Annotated in this window: 11 protein-coding genes and 1 pseudogene; 9 read left to right on the plus strand and 3 right to left on the minus strand. The window is 69.5% G+C overall.

Annotated features, from left to right (window positions below; all coding sequences use genetic code 11):
* Positions 1-1672, plus strand: a 1672-nt coding sequence (locus IG62_RS42340; protein WP_037839406.1) for a toxin glutamine deamidase domain-containing protein, incomplete at its 5' end; no start/stop codon positions are given.
* 84 nt (positions 1673-1756) lie between these two features.
* Here the strand turns inward: IG62_RS42340 and IG62_RS0126800 are convergent.
* On the minus strand, positions 1757-2740 hold the full coding sequence (locus IG62_RS0126800; RefSeq protein ID WP_051798647.1) for a HEAT repeat domain-containing protein: 984 nt from the start codon (positions 2738-2740) through the stop codon (positions 1757-1759).
* Positions 2741-3117: 377 nt separating this feature from the next.
* On the opposite strand from IG62_RS0126800, the gene IG62_RS45240 reads away from it, so the two are divergent.
* The 6 genes from IG62_RS45240 (at position 3118) to IG62_RS0126835 (ending at position 10883) form a co-directional block, all read left to right on the plus strand.
* Positions 3118-5307, plus strand: a complete 2190-nt coding sequence (locus IG62_RS45240) for an SUKH-4 family immunity protein (RefSeq protein WP_158795123.1) — start codon at positions 3118-3120, stop codon at positions 5305-5307.
* Between the two features lie 367 nt (positions 5308-5674).
* Positions 5675-6325, plus strand: coding sequence for a hypothetical protein (locus tag IG62_RS0126815; protein WP_030808448.1), 651 nt, complete (start codon positions 5675-5677; stop codon positions 6323-6325).
* Positions 6326-6497: 172 nt separating this feature from the next.
* A complete protein-coding gene (locus IG62_RS0126820; protein WP_030808450.1) occupies positions 6498-7757 on the plus strand; it encodes an ABC transporter substrate-binding protein in 1260 nt (419 codons plus the stop codon).
* An 11-nt stretch (positions 7758-7768) separates the two neighbouring features.
* A complete protein-coding gene (locus IG62_RS0126825) occupies positions 7769-8695 on the plus strand; it encodes a carbohydrate ABC transporter permease (protein ID WP_030808452.1) in 927 nt (308 codons plus the stop codon).
* A gap of 5 nt (positions 8696-8700) precedes the next feature.
* Positions 8701-9564 carry a carbohydrate ABC transporter permease gene (locus tag IG62_RS0126830; RefSeq protein WP_030808454.1) on the plus strand — a complete coding sequence of 288 codons (864 nt, stop codon included), beginning with the start codon at positions 8701-8703 and terminating at the stop codon, positions 9562-9564.
* Between the two features lie 362 nt (positions 9565-9926).
* On the plus strand, positions 9927-10883 hold the full coding sequence (locus IG62_RS0126835) for a TauD/TfdA dioxygenase family protein (RefSeq protein ID WP_030808456.1): 957 nt from the start codon (positions 9927-9929) through the stop codon (positions 10881-10883).
* A 129-nt stretch (positions 10884-11012) separates the two neighbouring features.
* Here the strand turns inward: IG62_RS0126835 and IG62_RS0126840 are convergent, their stop codons facing one another.
* Both IG62_RS0126840 and IG62_RS0126845 read right to left on the minus strand, forming a co-directional pair.
* Entirely contained in the window at positions 11013-11858 is an 846-nt protein-coding gene (locus tag IG62_RS0126840; RefSeq protein ID WP_030808458.1) for an ArsR/SmtB family transcription factor, read from the minus strand.
* Positions 11859-12383: 525 nt separating this feature from the next.
* Positions 12384-15173 (minus strand): hypothetical protein, encoded by a 2790-nt coding sequence (locus tag IG62_RS0126845; protein ID WP_063755398.1) that lies wholly within the window; start codon positions 15171-15173, stop codon positions 12384-12386.
* A 128-nt stretch (positions 15174-15301) separates the two neighbouring features.
* Between IG62_RS0126845 and IG62_RS0126850 the strand changes: the two genes are divergently transcribed.
* Both IG62_RS0126850 and IG62_RS0126855 read left to right on the plus strand, forming a co-directional pair.
* On the plus strand, positions 15302-15523 hold the full coding sequence (locus IG62_RS0126850) for a hypothetical protein (RefSeq protein ID WP_030808463.1): 222 nt from the start codon (positions 15302-15304) through the stop codon (positions 15521-15523).
* A 52-nt stretch (positions 15524-15575) separates the two neighbouring features.
* Positions 15576-15923 (plus strand): annotated as a pseudogene (locus tag IG62_RS0126855) (STAS domain-containing protein); the annotation flags it as partial.
* Between the last annotated feature and the right edge of the window lies 1 nt (position 15924).

Here is a 15924-nt window from a genome sequence, read left to right on the forward strand (position 1 = left end):
CGACCTCCGCAACAACGGCCACGGCTCCCAAGCCGTCATCGTCACCCAGGACAACAACGGCCGCGCCCACGCCTGGAACGTCGTCAACCACAACGGCAAGATCACCTACGTCGACGCCCAAACCGGCAAAACCAGCAACAAACCCCTCCACGACGGCACCAACGGCGTCCACGCCATCCCCCTCAACGCCGACCGCCGCCCCACCACCCCCACACCCACCCCGAACGACCACCACCCCGGAGACACGCGCCCCAAGCCTCCGCGCCGCCCCGCCGCCGAACCCGCCGGCGGCAACAAGCACAAACACCCCGACGACATGGACATCGACGGGGACGACGGCCACGACAACAAAAAGCCCAAGCTGGACTCCGACGCGATGGACGTCGACGAGACGTCTTCGACGTCGCAGTACAGCCATCCTCATGATCGTGGCGACAGTGACACCTCGGCGCAGGAGACGGGTGAGAAATCCGTCTTCGAGCGCGAGGGCGAGAAGTCGAAGGAATACGGGCTGGAGCCGGACGCGCTGCAGCAGGCACTCCGGGCGCAGCAGCCCGTACACAGGGTTCGCCTGGACAACGTCCATGACCACCTCAACCAGTGGGCAGACGATGGAAGTCTGGCGCGCGCTCTGCGCACTGCCGCAGGCGATGCCCATCCGTCTGAGCAGAACGCAGGAAGTGACCCCCTCAGGTTCAACAAAGATGACCTGATCAAGCATTTGCCGGGCTTCGACAAGATGGAGCACGGCGAACAAATTGCCGTGATTTCTACGATGGCGCGCCTGAGCCTCTCCTTCCATGAACAGCACGGCGTCGGCAACAACCCCCGACATATCGAAAAGCCGTACCTCGGAGAAGGCAAGCCGGCACCGACTCCAGGCACACGGGACAGTGCCGCCAAGAATGCCGACGGGTCACTGGGCGTGAAGGGGCACAAGGCTTCCGGAGAAAAATACCTGTCGGACATTCCAGAGGCTGACGAAGCCCAGACGAACGACATCTGGAAGCACAGCCCTGACTTCACAGACCGAAACTACGCCGTACTGGAGGTCAAGGACCCTGACGGGAAGATCACATTCGTGGTCGACTCGTCGGTCCCGACAGGTGAGAAGTACGTCTCGGGTCGCCATTCAGAAAAGCACCTGATCGAATGGCTCAAGCGAAGCAACGAGGGTCTACCCGCCGGGAAGTCGTACACGGCACAGAGCCTGTACACCGAACGCGAGCCTTGCGGTAAGGGGCAGGGGCACGCCAAGTGCTCCGACGAGCTCAGGAAGCACCTCAAGGGCCTTCCGATCTACTACAGCACGACCTACCGGACCGACCCCGAAGGCGTTGCTGCCCGCAAGGCACTCGACGGCCAGAAGCGTGCCGTGATCAAGGCGATTCCCTCCCTCTCCGACGCAGAAGTGAGAGCCGAAGTCACCCGACGAGTCACCGAACGATACGGCGAGAACTCGGGCCGAACGGCGAACCACTTGAAGGAGCTTGCCGATGCGGATGCCGCCGGTGCCCGGGAAAAGCTCAAGAAGGTCATTGACAGCGACTACAAGAAGCTGAAGGAAGAAGAGCGAACCGAAAAGGAACATGCGATCGTACGCGAAATGGAAAGGCATGTTGACGCGCTGGAAGAGACCTGGCACAAGGTCTACCCGCAGCTAGTCAGCTGACCTGCGCGGTGCCTCTTGAGTCCGGTTCAAGGTGTACTTCTCGGTACCGGACTCAAGAGGCCGGCTCGGCGCCCTGGCACCGGGTCAGATGCGCAGCGCGCCCTTGAACCGTTCGTGCGGTACTCCACGGTGCGTCACGGCAAGCCAACCGTGGTCCGCCTTCTCGGCGATACCGACCGTGGTGGGAGGAATCGAGATCCAAGACGCCACGTTTTCTGGGTCAGTGACACCCTCGGCGTAATCGGCGTGCTCGTCAGGGTCATAGAGAGGGTCATCCTCGTCCACCATCAGCGAGCGCTCGAAATCCATGGGTTCGCCCACCCATTCAGGATCTCCATACGTTCGATACCCTCGGCGATCCGAGCCGTTCTGGGCAACCCACCACACGTTGGCGCCGTCAAAGTCATCCACCAGGTAAAAGTGGGCCTCTCCGCATCGCGCACTCAGCTTCTCCACGGCGTTTGCCCAATGGTCGTTGAGGAAGTCATCACCATAAACGAGACGCCAATCATCGAAACCAGGGGTGATGAACACGCGGTAGGCTTGCTCCGCATGCCCATCAGCGTCCTGGAACTCAATGGAGTTCTCAAACTCCACAGCAGCACAAATGCCCATGGTGACGGTCGCGGGACGGGCATCGTGGAGGGACAAGGCCGCTACGATGTCCTGGAGTTGGGCGTTGCGCACAGCGAGCCAGCGCCCCGTTGGCAGGTCGTCAGGTTGTTCGTCGATGAGTTTGATGCGCACCAGCCTGTCCACGGCCTTGAGTTCGCGTTCCGTCAGCCCCTCCCCACCAGTCAGGTTGGCCAGGGCCTCCAGCGCGGGGCGCCGCAGCCGGCCTGGACCCTCCTGTCGAATCCGCTGAAGGACAGGGACAGCCTCAGATCCGATCGTTTCAAGGCAGTTCTGTGCCCGAATGCGACCAGGCCCCGCCGGATCACTCAACAGGGGCAACAGGTCATGCACCGCACGAGCGCCAAGCGCGCACAATGCCTGTTCGGCCGCGTCCCTTTCGTCAGGATCATCTGCGCAGAGCTGCTGGGTAAGCCTCTGGATGTCATCGTTCATAGCGGGAACCCTAACCAACGCCTCGGGACGTCGACTACCAGATGTTTTCGCTGCCCAGCAGCGCCCTCCGCATTGACTCAAAGGCCGTACGTCCCCGGCGCCGGCGGAAATTGGTCACTGGACTTCACGCGACGGGCCCACGCACGGCCCAAAACGTCGTCGAATGCTGGCGCGGTCCCTCAGGCAGCGGATGCGAGCCTGTTCCCCGTTGGTTGGCGGTCAGCCGGGCCGTTGGATGCCCACCTTCCTGAGGCATCGGGGCCGGCCCATGCCTCGCCGTCCGAATGGGTCACCTGGCGACAGGCCGTAGGTGGACTCTGGCCCCTGACCAGGACCCCGTTGGTGCAACGGCAGATCGATGGGACAGTGGGCACGCCATGACGCATCACGAAGACGCCCCCGGAAGCTCCCCGCTTCCCGAAGCCGTCGACCTGATCGGCGACTGGTGGCGGGAGGGGCGCCCCGGCGGCCGCCCGACTTTTCTGGTCGACCCGTCCGGTTCGGATGGTGCATCGGTCCTGCAGGAGGTTCACCGGCGCCTCCGCGGGAGTGTCTTCGTGGACGCCCACGGGCGTACCGCGGAAGAGGTGCACACGGAGATTTTGCTCGCTCTCGGAGTGGATCTGGGGCCGGGTAAACGGAGCCGCTGGCGCAGTTCGTTGCGGCAGATCCCTGAAGCGCGCCTGGTGCTCATCGCCAACGCCCACAGAGCGGGCCGGACTCGGCGCGCTCATGAACCCGACCGTTTGATTTCCCGTACGGTGGCGGGCCTGAACAGCGGGAATGTGGCCGTCCTCGCGCATACCTCGCCGCGCGATCTCCCCAACCGGTCGACCGTTGTGCTTCGGCTCCCGGAAAACGCAGAGACGGAGGGACGGGAGTCCCCTCTCCTTCAGGCACTTGCCCTGGCCGAGCCTCGTGAAGTGCCGTTGCGGGTGTGGGCCGAATTGGCGGTCGCAGCAACCGGCGAGACGGTAACGGAAACGGTGCTCGCCCCATTCGTTGAGGACCACCCGAATCTGCTCCGGTCCGGCCCGAACGGCGTCTCCTTCATCGACGAGGGGGTTGCGGAACGACTGCGCCGCGAGGCGGAGCCTGATGAGATCACGCGGGTCAATCGGCACCTCTTCGATTGGCTGCGGCGCGTCTCATGCGAATTTCGGCACCCTGAGGGATGGGCCGCGCACGGTCCCGAAGGCCGGTACGCGGCAACGGGACTGGCCGCCCACGCGGTGCAGGCGAATGCGCTGGAAGAGCTGCTCCGCCATGGCGAGTTGCTCGCCAACATTCCCCAAACCATTTTGATGGATGCGGCGTGCTGCGCGTCCGGCGGGAGCGTGCCGGGAAATTCCGCCGCCGCTGACGGTATTCATCTCTGGTCGTACGGAGTGGTGCCGACCCGGCAGTCGGAATGGGCGGCCCTGATGCACCTCATGGCCACTGCCCGGGAAGACACCGCATTTGCCGCCGCAGTCGCCGAATCCGGGATTCACCTCCCGTGGAAGACCAAGTGGGCACAGTGGCGGCCGCCCGGCGGATATCACGTGAGCTATCTGAAGACGATGCCGCTGACGGCACTGGCGGAAGTGCGCTGGAACGGCCGGCCGGCCGTTGCCGGTCTCTGTGAGCGCAAGCAGCCGGACGCCGCGATCTGGGATGCCGGGACCGGTGCGTTGCTCGCCGGCCCCTGGCAGGGAGACCGCATTCCCGAAGGGCATCTGGGCGCTCTCTCATGGCCGCCGCTCCCGGCCCATGCCACGTCGTCGAGCAGCGCCGACGGACATCCCGGCCCCCTGACGTTCCACGACCTGCACACCGGCGTCCCCGCAGGTCGCGGACCGCACCCCAGCTTGCTGGAGAGCGTGCCTGTGCCGGTCGGTGAGCTGGTGGTACTCGGCGGCTCGGGCGGACTCTTCGCGATCGAGCCGGGGCCGGAAGAGGAGTTCTCCGGATTCGGGTCCGACAATGACCAGCCCCTATCCGGCCCCTATGCCGCGGTTGGCCCCACTGTGCCGTTGGACGCCCCTCCGCCCAGTCCGAAGGACCTCATCGAGCTGTACGGAGACGAGGAAATCTTCGAACTGGAGGAAGAAGAACTCCCCGAGGGCCTCACGGACGAAGCTGCCCGCCGCACGCTGCTCGAATTCGGCCTGCCCGATATGCGGGAGGGCGGGATGGGCCTCTATCCGTACGGGGATTACCGCTTCGAGGTGATGGATGAGGTCTTCTGGCCCGACGACGTCCCGCCCGTGGACGAGACCGGGCCGTTCTTCCAGATCGGGTTCTGGATGGGCGGGGAGCTCGTCGTGGACGGCCCCACCGGGCACGTCCTCCGCATCCCGACCGAGCCTGATGAGGATCACCTCGCGGCCCTCCCCGCGGCGTGCAGCGTGGAGGACTTCCTCACCATGGTCGGCCTCTGGGTCACCGGCCTGCGCACCAAGCAGACCGTTCACAACGGTCTCGAAGCCGTCCTGCTGCCCCAGTACGTGACGCTCGCGCAATCGGCCATCGACAGCACGGGAGCCGGAGCGCCCGCCTGGTCCTACGTCTTCCACAACGAGTGAGGGAGCGAGTGAACGCAGCGGAGCCGCCTGCGCCGCCTGCCAGCGCCGAAGACGCGTTGGCCATTGTCCGTAGTCGCTGTGCCGTGCCCAAGCTGCCGGACGGGACTCCGGTGCCCCTGCGGGTCCACGAGTTCGACATCGGTTATCTGGTGTACCCCACGTTCCCCCGCCCCGACGCGGCTTCCGGCCGGTCGCGGCTCGGGCCGCTTGGTGGGTCGAAGGTCGTGGTGGCCAAGGACAGCGGGGAAACAGTGTGGGTCCCCAACCTGCCCACCGCCTCGGCCATCGCGCTTTACCGCAGTCGGCGAGGGCTGACGTCGTAGCGGGGTCCACTCCCGTTGTCAGTGGTCCGGGTCAGAATGGGTGCATGACGACTGAGAGTGACGACGTTTGCCGCGAGGGGTACGACGTAGGGGGCATCCTCGCCGATGAGGATCAGGTCGCGGCCTGTGCGCGGGCGAATATGGCGGCGTTGGTGGCCGAACTCGTGGAGCGCGGTTGTGACGAGCCCTGGGCCGGGCTCGAAGACGGGGAGGCCGATGACGAGTGGCCTGACTGCCTCCAGTTCTCCTTCGAGTGTCCGCCGGGATATGAGGGGGACATCGTGATGCCCGGGGTGCCACTTGAGGTCGTGAAGGGTGGGGAGGGAGAAGCGAGTTGGGAAGTGGTGCACAACGGGGTGCCGTACGCCTGGAGTGACCTGGTGGACGAGCTCTCCGCGTTCGATGCGGCTCGGCGCACCATCTGGGCCAACCGGGACCGGCTGGTGGGCGAACTCGCAGCGAGGGGGCTTTCGTTGCGGGACGAGGACGTCGACAGCGATCCGGATGCGAGCGGTGACTCGTGCGTGACGTACCACCTCGCGCTGGAGGGGAGGAAGGTCAGGGTGTCGATACCGGACGTCGCGGTGGGGCCGGGGCTCGCCCAGGAGATGTATGTGGAGGGGTACCCGTATGTCTGGGAGGAGGCGGTGGAGGCGGCTGTGGTGGCGCTGACGGGCATCGATCCAGGGAGGTAGCACGGGCGGCGGCCGTTCGGCCCTCCGGACGGTTCGTGGAGAAGCAATGCGCGTGTCACGGTCGTGCGGCAGAGTGGACGGTCGCGGTGTGGTGATCGACGATCACCGATCGCAGGCGTTCGGCAGGTGACCAGGAAGCAGGAATCAGGAAGCAGACAGGGGGCAGCAGGTCATGGCGGGGATCGAGCGGCGGAGAGTGCTGGCGGCCGGGGGCGGGGTCGCGCTGACGGCGGCGCTGGCGAGCGCGTGCGGGTCCAACACCGGGCGCGGGGGCGGTGGTTCCGGTGCGGGGCTCAGTCAGTGGTACCACCAGTACGGGGAGCCGGGCACCGAGCGGGCCGTGAAGCGGTATGCGGCGGCGTACAAGAAGGCTCACGTCAGTGTGCAGTGGCGGCCGGGGGATTACGACCGGCAGACGGCGGCCGCGTTGCTCACGGACTCGGGGCCGGATGTGTTCGAGGTCAACGGGCCGCTGCTGGACCAGATCCAGGACGGGCAGGTCGTCGATCTGACGGCCGAGGTCGAGCCGGTGAAGGACGACTTCAACCAGGCGGTGCTGGCGCCGAAGATCTGGCAGGGAAAGGTCTGGGGCATTCCGCAGGTCATCGACATGCAGATGCTCTATTACCGGAAGAGTGCGTTGAAGGCCGCGGGGGTGGAACCTCCGGCGTCGGTCGATGAGTTGGTGGACGCGGCCGGGAAGCTCACGACGAAGAAGGCCAAGGGGCTCTTTCTGGGGAATGACGGTGGGGTGGGGGTGCTGGGTGGCACGCCGCTCTTCGCCGCCGGTCTGAGCCTGATCGGTGAGGGCGGGAAGGTCGGTTTCGACGATCCGGCTGCGGCGCGGGTGCTGGGGAAGATCCGGCAGCTGTACGCGGACAAGTCGCTTCTGCTGGGGGCGCCCACGGACTGGTCCGATCCGTCCGCCTTCATTCAGGGGCTGACCGCGATGCAGTGGTCCGGTTTGTGGGCGCTGCCGCAGATCAAGAAGGCGTTGGGGGACGACTTCGGGGTGTTGCCCTTCCCGAAGGACGGCTCCGGGGGCAAGCCTTCCGTTCCGGTGGGTGCTTATGGGTCCGCGGTCAGTGCGCGCAGCAAGAAGAAGGCGGAGGCGAAGGCGTTCGCCAAGTGGCTGTGGGTGGATCGGACGGATTTCCAGCAGGATTTCGCGTTGTCGTACGGCTTTCACATCCCGGCGCGGATCTCGCTGGCGAAGAAGGCCAAGCAGCTGCAGGAAGGAGCGGCCGCGGACGCGGTGCGGTTCGCGACGGAGCACGGCTATGCGGAGCCGCTGTTGTGGACGTCGGCGGACCGTACGGCCTATCAGGACGCGTTGAGCCGGATCATCAAGGACGGCGCCAACCCGGAGAGTGAGCTGAAGGGCGTGGTGCGGAAGGTCAACGCCGAGCTGCAGCGGGCCAAGAGGAAGTGAGGGACGGGACGGTGGGCGCAGACCGCATCCTCGGCCCACAGCGGCGGAATCTGTGGTTCTGGGTGTTCGTCGGGCCGTTCGTCGTCGGGCTCGGGTTGTTCACGTACGTCCCGTTGGCGTGGAGCGTCTATCTCAGCTTCTTCGATGCGCACAACACGGTGAGTCCGAGCGGTTCGGATTTCGTCGGGCTGGGCAATTACGGCGCGATGCTGGGGGACGAGGCGTTCCTGGGCAGCCTGGGGACGTTCCTGGTGTTCACCGCGTTCATCGTGCCGGCGACGTATGCGCTCTCGCTGGGACTGGCGCTGATGGTCAACCGGCTGCGGATCGCCCAGGCGTTCTTCCGGTCGGTGTTCTTCCTGCCGACGGCGTGCTCGTACGTCGTCGCGGCGGTGATCTGGAAGCTGTCGATTTTCAACGGGGTGCGGTTCGGGCTGGCGAACACCGTGCTCGGGTGGCTCGGCGGCGCGGACATCGCCTGGTTGTCGACCACGGATCCGCCCTGGTATTGGCTGGTCATCGTGACCGTACGGCTGTGGCTGCAGGCCGGGTTCTACATGATTCTGTTCCTGGCCGGGCTGCAGCGGATTTCCCCGCAGTTGTACGAGGCGGCGGCGGTGGACGGGGCGCGGCCCGGCTGGCAGACGTTCCGGCACATCACCTTTCCGCAATTGCGGGCCACGTCCGTGGCCGTGGTGCTGCTGTTGGTGATCAATGCGTTCCAGGCGTTCGACGAGTTCTACAACTTGCTGAGCGATGCCCGTGGTTATCCGCCGTACGCCCGGCCGCCGCTCGTCTATCTCTATTACACGGCGCTGGGGCAGGACCAGAATCTCGGGCTGGGCAGTGCCGGCGCGGTGATCCTGGCGCTGATCATCGCGGTGGCGACGGTGCTGCAGGCCCGCTGGTTCGGCCTGGGGCGCAAGGGGGAGGACTGAGCGGGATGCGGAACCCCACAAGAGATCCACTGACGCGGGACGCCCTGACGAAGGCCGGGCGGGCACTGCGGGTGGTGCTGCTGGTGGTGCTGGCGCTGCTGTTCCTGATCCCGTTCTACCTGCTGGTGCGGAACGGGCTGGCGAGCGAGCAGGACATCACCTCGCCCGAGTGGACGTTCTTCCCGCACGACCTGCGGTGGTCGAACCTGACCGAGGTCTTCCGCGACCCGGCCCTTCCGCTGGGGCGGGCCCTGCTCAACTCCACGCTGATCGCGGTGTCGACGACGGTCGGCACGGTCGTCCTGGCCTCGCTCGCCGGCTACGGGCTGGCGCGGATTCCGTACCGGCACGCCAATGCCGTCTTCTACGCGATCCTCGGGACGCTGATGGTGCCGGCGGCCGTGACCTTCGTGCCGAGCTTCGTGCTGGTGTCGACACTGGGATGGATCTCGACGCTGCGCGGACTGATCATCCCGACGCTGTTCAGCGCCTTCGCCTGCTTCGTCTTCCGCCAGTACTTCCTGGGCTTCCCCCGGGAGCTGGAGGACGCGGCGCGGGTCGACGGGCTCGGCCACTGGCGGACGTACTGGCGCATCGTCGTCCCCAACTCCCGTCCGGTGTTCGCCGCGGTCGGCACGATCGTCTTCATCGGCGCCTGGAACGCGTTCCTGTGGCCGCTGGTGATCGGGCAGGACCAGGAGGCGTGGACGGTGCAGGTGGCGCTGTCCACGTTCACCACCGCGCAGAACCTCAATCTGCACGAGCTGTTCGTGGCGGCGGCGGTGTCGATCGTGCCGCTGGTGGCCGTCTTCCTGCTGCTCCAGCGGTACATCGTCGCGGGGGTGGAGCGCAGCGGGATCGATGACTGAGGACGGCATGGGCCGCCGGCGGACGGGGTACGGTGCGTGGCATGAGCACGCACCCGAAGCCTCGTGAGGTGGCGCCGCGCGACTGCGGCCCCCACGGTGAGTGCGCGCCCCGCGGCCTGAGCTTCCTGCGCCGCCGCGGCCGGGTGGGATCTCCCCCGGCCTGTTGTCTCCGTACGGCCTGAGTCGCACCGCCACCGCGGCAGTCGTACCGCCACCCGCGGCGTCCGCGACCCGGCCCGTCCGCGATCCGAGCCGCACGGTCCGGGCCGCAGCTCGGCCTTCCGGCTCCCGCTCTCCCCTTCCCTGCGCCGTGCGGCCGCGCCCCGCCCCTGCTTTCCTCACCCGCGCCCCAAGGAGGCCCCATGACACCCCCCGGCCCCTCTTCCCGCTCCCTTCTCCCCCACCTCTCTCCCCTCCGCCCCCACCGCATCCCCGCCGACGGCCTCTACGAAGGCCCGCGGATGCTGCGTCGTACGCCTGACGGATGGACCGACCGGCCCTACGAGCGCTTCGAAGTCGTACCGCAGGGGGCCGTCCTCGGGGCCGAGATCCGTGGGCTGGACCTGTCCCGGCCGCTGACCGCACCGCTGCGGGCGGAGCTGAACCGGGCGCTGCTGGAGTGGAAGGTGCTGTTCTTCCGCGGGCAACACCTGACTTCCGAGTCATCACGTGAATTCGCCGCGAATTGGGGGGAGTTGGAGACCAATCCGCTCCTGGCGCAGGGGGATACGAAGGAGGTGGTGCGGTTCGACAAGGCGGCCGGCGCGGTTCCTACGTTCGAGAACGTATGGCACGCGGACGTCACGTTCCGGGAACGCCCGGCGCTCGGCGCGGTGTTGCAGCTTCGTGAGGTACCGGCCTCCGGCGGAGACACCCTGTGGGCCGATATGGCCGCGGCGTACGACAATTTGCCGTCGGAAATCAGGACCCGCATCGACGGGGCGCGGGCGGTGCACGACTATCTCCCGGGCTTCGCGCGCTTCTGCTCCCCGGCCCAACTCGCGCCATTCCAGCACGAGTTCCCGCCCGTCGAGCATCCGGTGGTGCGCCGCCACCCGGAGACCGGGCGGCGCACGCTGTTCGTCAACGCCTCCTTCACCACCCGGATCGCGGGCTGGGCGGAGGCGGAGAGCGATCGGATGCTGCGGCTGCTGTTCCAGCAGGCGCACGTGCCGGAGTTCCAGGTGCGGTGGCGCTGGCAGGCGGGCGACGTCGCCTTCTGGGACAACCGCGCCACCCAGCACTATGCCGTGAACGACTACGGGACCGGGCGCCGGGTCGCCGAACGGGTCGCCATCGCCGGGGATCGCCCGTACTGACGGCGTAGCCCGCGCCCGTACGGCGCAGGAGGGTGGCGGTCCCCGTCCGGCGTACCCGGCCCGCTCGGCACGTCGACGACGCGCCCGGAGCCCCGGCGGCACCGCCACCGCCCGCAGGCGGTCCCGGGATCACGCCAGCCGCTCGTACGCGGCGTCCTCCGCCGGCCGGGCGCCGCGCAGCAGGGCCGCGCCCAGCGGGGTGAGGGTGTGCAGCACCGCGTTGCCCTGCCGGAGCGTGGTCAGCAGGCCGGCGTCGCGCAGGACGGTGGCGTGCTGGCTGGCGGAGGCCAGCGAGACGTCGGCCCGGCGGGCGAGTTCGCTGGTGGTGCAGCCGACGCCGACGCCGTGCAGTATCGCCGAGCGGGTCTTGCCGACGAGCCGGCCGAGACATCGCTCGGGCGGTACGTGCGGGGTGAGCCTCGGCGTGTGGTGCTCCACCGGGTAGACCAGGACGGGCGTCAGGTCCGGGTTGTGGAAGGTCACCGGGGTGCGGCGGCAGAAGTACGAGGGCAGCAGGAGCAGGCCGCGGCCGTTGAGATGGAGATCGCGGTCGACGGGATAGTCGGCCTCCAGGACCGGCGGGCGCCAGCGCATCATCGGCGGCAGCGAGGCGAGCAGTCGGTCCGCGCCGCCGTCGAGCAGCGCCCGGCCCCGGGTGGCCCGGTCGGCCTCGATACGGCCCTGGATGCGCGGCCAGTACGGAGCGACGGCCGCCTCGAAGTAGCCCTGCAGGATGGTGGCGAGGCGGCCGAGCGCGCGGGTCTCGCCGTCGGCCATCGCGCGGATCCACGACGGGAGCGGACGGGCGGCGGCGGAGAGCCGGGACAGCTCGGTGTGCAGCCGCTCGGCCGGTGTCTCGCGCAGCGCGGCGAGCGCGTCGGACAGCCCGAGGAGCCCTTCGGCGGGCGTCAGGAAATCGGGGAAATAGCCGCGCGTGGGCACCAGTGGCGCCAGCAGACGCGCTTCGCCATTCAACTTTCCCCGTGTTTCCGATCGCCATTTGCCGAACGCCGAATCGTCCCGCCGGTCACGCAGCCGGTGAAAGCTCAAGACGGTCTCCCACAGCGCGTCCGGGCGTGCCGCAATGCGCACACGGGCCAGATCGAGTCCACTGAAATGGACGCGTAACACCGAACCCCCACCCTTGGTTTCTTCCGTCGGCCCCCGGCACGCCTGAGTATGCACGCCAACACGCGCGGTCACCATGCCCTTTTGGCCAGACTTGAAAGTCCTCGCGCCGCCCGGGGGGCGGCAGGAATGCTTGTACTCAATTCGACGGCGGCACGAACGGCCCGGATTGCTCGATCCCGTGGGGGGTGATGGGCAAAGAACCGTCCGCTCGGCAGCCCCGTCGAAGGCCGCCTTCCCGCGCCGACCGGGGTGGCGGCAGCTCCCGAGGGGGGAGTCCGGAGAAAGCGAGGGCGGCACCTCCGCACAGGTGCCGCCCTCGTCCGGTTGCCCGTCGGGACCGCACCAGGGCGGTCCGGGTGCCTCACCGGCTCATCCCCGGGTCCGCAGCAGCCCCTCCCACGCCTCCGTGTCCCCGGCGTCCACCGCCGTGCCGTAGAGCTCCGCCGCGCGTCGCACGTCACCCTTTTCCTCCGTGAGTTGGGCGAGCGCACCCCAGGCATCAACGTCTCCCAGGGCGGTCGCCGTGAGATAGGCCCGTTCGGCGCCTTCGAGGTCGCCGCCCTGCTCGCGTACCCGGCCCAGGGCGGTCCACGCCCCGGTCGCGCCGGCCTCCCTCGCCTTGGCCACCGCCGCCTCCGACCCCACCCGGTCGCCGGCCCGCTCACGGATGCGGGAGAGCGCGGCCCAGGCTTCCGGATCCCCGGTCTCGGCGGCGGCGTTCGCGGCGCGTTCGGCGCCCGGCCGGTCGCCCGCCGCCTCCCTGAGCCGCGCGAGCATCGTGCAGGCGTCGGTGTCCCCCGCGGCGGCTGCGGCTTCGGCCGCCAGGTCCGCCCCCACCGGATCGCCCGCCTCCGCCCGCAGCCGGGCGAGCGCCACCCAGGCCTCCGCGTCGCCCTGCCAGGCGGCCTTGCGGGCGGCGCGCTCGGCGCCCGCCCGGTCGCCGTTCTCCTCGCAGAGCCGGGCCAGTTGGGCCTGCGCGGTGACCGACCCGGCGGCGGCCGCCCGCCCCCAGGCGTGCGCCGCCCCCTCGGTGTCACCCCGCTCCCGGCGCAGCCGGGCCAGTACGCACCAGCCCTCGGCGTCCCGGCGCTCGCCGGCCTGCGCGGCCGCCCGCTCCGCCCCCGCCTCGTCCCCGTCGGCCCGGCGCAGCCGCACCAGATGGACGTAGGCCGTGGTGACACCGGCGGCGCCGGCCTCGCCGTAGGCCGTCTCCGCCACGGCGCCGTCGCCCGCCCGTTCGGCCAGCCGGGCCTGCCCCAGCAGGCCCCAGGGGTCTCCCGCGCGGGCCGCCCGGGCATACGCCGCACCGGCGCCCGCGGTGTCCCCGGCGTGGTCCCGCTGCCGGGCGAGCGTCAGCCAGGCCCGGGTGCAGCCCGCCTCCGCCGCCCGGGCAGCGGTCTCGTCGGCGCCCTCCCGGCACCCGGCCGCTTCCCGCAGACGGGCCAGGGCCGACCAGGCCTGCCGCTCCCCCACGCCGGCCGCCCGCGCATAGGCGTGGCAGGCACCGTCGCTGTCCCCGCTGTTCTCGCGTACCGCCCCCAGCACGGCCCAGGCCCGCGCGCTGTCCGCCGCGGCCGTCTCCGCGCCCGCCCGGTCGCCGGTCTCCTCCAGGAGCTGCGCGAGCGCCGGACGCGCCACATCACCGCCCCGCTCCACGGCGCACCGGTACAGCCGTACGGCATGGTCGTGGCGGCGGCGGTCCTGCGCCGCCTGCCCCATCGCGTACAGGTCGTCGACGGTGCGCGCATGGGCCGCCGCGGCCTCCCACAACTGCTCGGGCGGGGCCAGGTGCGCGCGCCGCAGCCGGACGCTCTGGTCCAGGTAGTCGGCGGGGTGATAGCCGTCCGCCGCCCCGAGGCCCGGCGCGACCCGGTCGGGCACCAGGGCGGACAGCGAGCCGGTCTCCTGGGCGCACAGGCTGCGCAGGGCGGTGGCGAACCAGCCGCTGTCGTGCGTGACCCGGGCGGTCGTCGGCAGGTAGCCGGCCACGGCCTCGGCGAGCAGTTCGCCCGGAAGTGCGCTGCCGTGCCCGAGGCGGCGGGCGTCGACGGCGGCCGTGACGACCGCGTGCTCGATCTCCGAGAAGGCGTTGCCGGGCCCGGTTGCGTACCGCCGGACCAGCTCCGGTCCGCCGGTCAGCTGCTGGATGACCCGGGCCCGTGCGCCGTCGCCGGACCACTGCGCGGCCGCGACCGCCGCCCGCATCCGCGGGTCCCGGACGGCGATCTTCCGGGCCTGCCCGAGACCGTCCCCCAGGCCGTCCGGGACGTGGATCTCGGCCCGGTAGGTCTCCAGCAGGGCGCGGGCATGGGCGTACCGGTCGGCCGTCTCCAGCGCCCGCGAGGCCACCTTGCGGGCGTACTCCGGCCACATCGTGCCGATCACCGCCACCGGTGTGACCCGGGCGAGGAGTTCCGCGAGGGCCCGGGCTGCCTCCTCCCCGGCGGGCTCGGTCAGATGACGCTGTGCCTCGCCCAGCCAGACGACGGTGCGCGCGTCGACGGAGTCCGTCGCCACCCACTCGACGAGCTCGTGCGCGCCCCGCGGCACCAGCACCGGCCACGTGGACAGTTCGCTCCGTACGGCCTCGAAAGCGGCCCGCGACTTGCCGGTCGACGACTGTCCGACCAGGAGGGCCAGGACGGACTGCCGGCCCTCGGCCGCGTGCCGCAGCCGGTCGCGGAGCAGCTCGTCGTGTTTGCGCGCGATGTAGGGGGTGAGGTCGTCGACGCCGCTGCCGTCGACGGCGACCGCACGGTGCACCCCGAGCGCGAAGGCGCCCCAGTCCTCGGCCGTGCGCGGGGGCGGGCCCGGGTTCTCCTGGGCCGCGATCCACAGCTGTTTGGTCCGTACGACCACGTGCTCCGGGTCCTCGGCCCCGCCCGACCGCGCCAGCACCGCGGCGACCGACTCCGCGTCGTGCAGACCGGGCAGTTTCGCACCGCCCAGGATCCGGTTGACGGTGTCCTTCAAGGGCGAGCCGGGCAGGCCGTCGTCCTGGCCGATCGCGTCCACGATCGCCTCCAGGGAAGGGGTGCCGGCGGCGAGGTAGAGGCGGTACAGGAAGCGCTTGAACTCCCGCAGTGCGCCCGGCGGCAGCCGCGGCGGGGCCAGCGGCCGTGGCCGGCGCCCCGGAGCGCGGTTCTCGTCGCTTCCCATCGCTGTTCCCCCGCTCCCCACCGCATCCCGTCGCCACCCGTCGGCGGCCTCCCGCCCGCCGCCATCCTGATCCCGACGACGACAGCGCGTCCAGCAGGCGACGCAGCACGCTCACTTCGGAGGCAGAGTTGAACCCCTTCGCCACCCTCATCACGCGAGGCACGGCCAACGCCCTGTACCGGGCCCTGACCGCGGCCCTCCTCGTCCTTCCGCTCCTGCTGGTCACGCTGGCCAGCGTGCCGGCCCTCGTGGTGCTGCCGTTCCTGCCGGACGGCAGCCGCCGCGCCGACCGCATCATCCGCCAACTGATCGTCTGGACACGGTCGTTGGCCGCGCGGGGCAGGGCATAGGCGACGTACGCTGAGGCCCGGGAACGCGCCGAGCGGAAGGACGCGGGGACGCATGGAGCCGATCGTGTACCGGTGCAGCCGGGTGGAGACCACCCACGAGCACCTCTCCGAGGAGATGACCGTGCTCACGGTCACCGGTGAGTTCGACGTCTATACCGCCCCGGTTGTCCGGGAGGCCGTCGTGGAGCTCGTCAACGACGGGCACTTCCAGCTGCTCATCGAGGTGAGCGGGGTGGATTTCCTCGACAGCACGGGAACCGGCGTACTGGTCGGCGCCCTGAAGCGGACCCGGGCCCACGGCGGCATGGTCGGCATCGTCGCCCCTGACGCCAGATTCCTGAAGGCGCTCCGGGTGAGCGGTCTCACCAAGGTCTTCCCGGTGTACGGCTCCGTCGCCGAAG

This window comes from Streptomyces sp. NRRL S-337, assembly GCF_000720175.1.
GTDB lineage: Bacteria > Actinomycetota > Actinomycetes > Streptomycetales > Streptomycetaceae > Streptomyces > Streptomyces siderophoricus.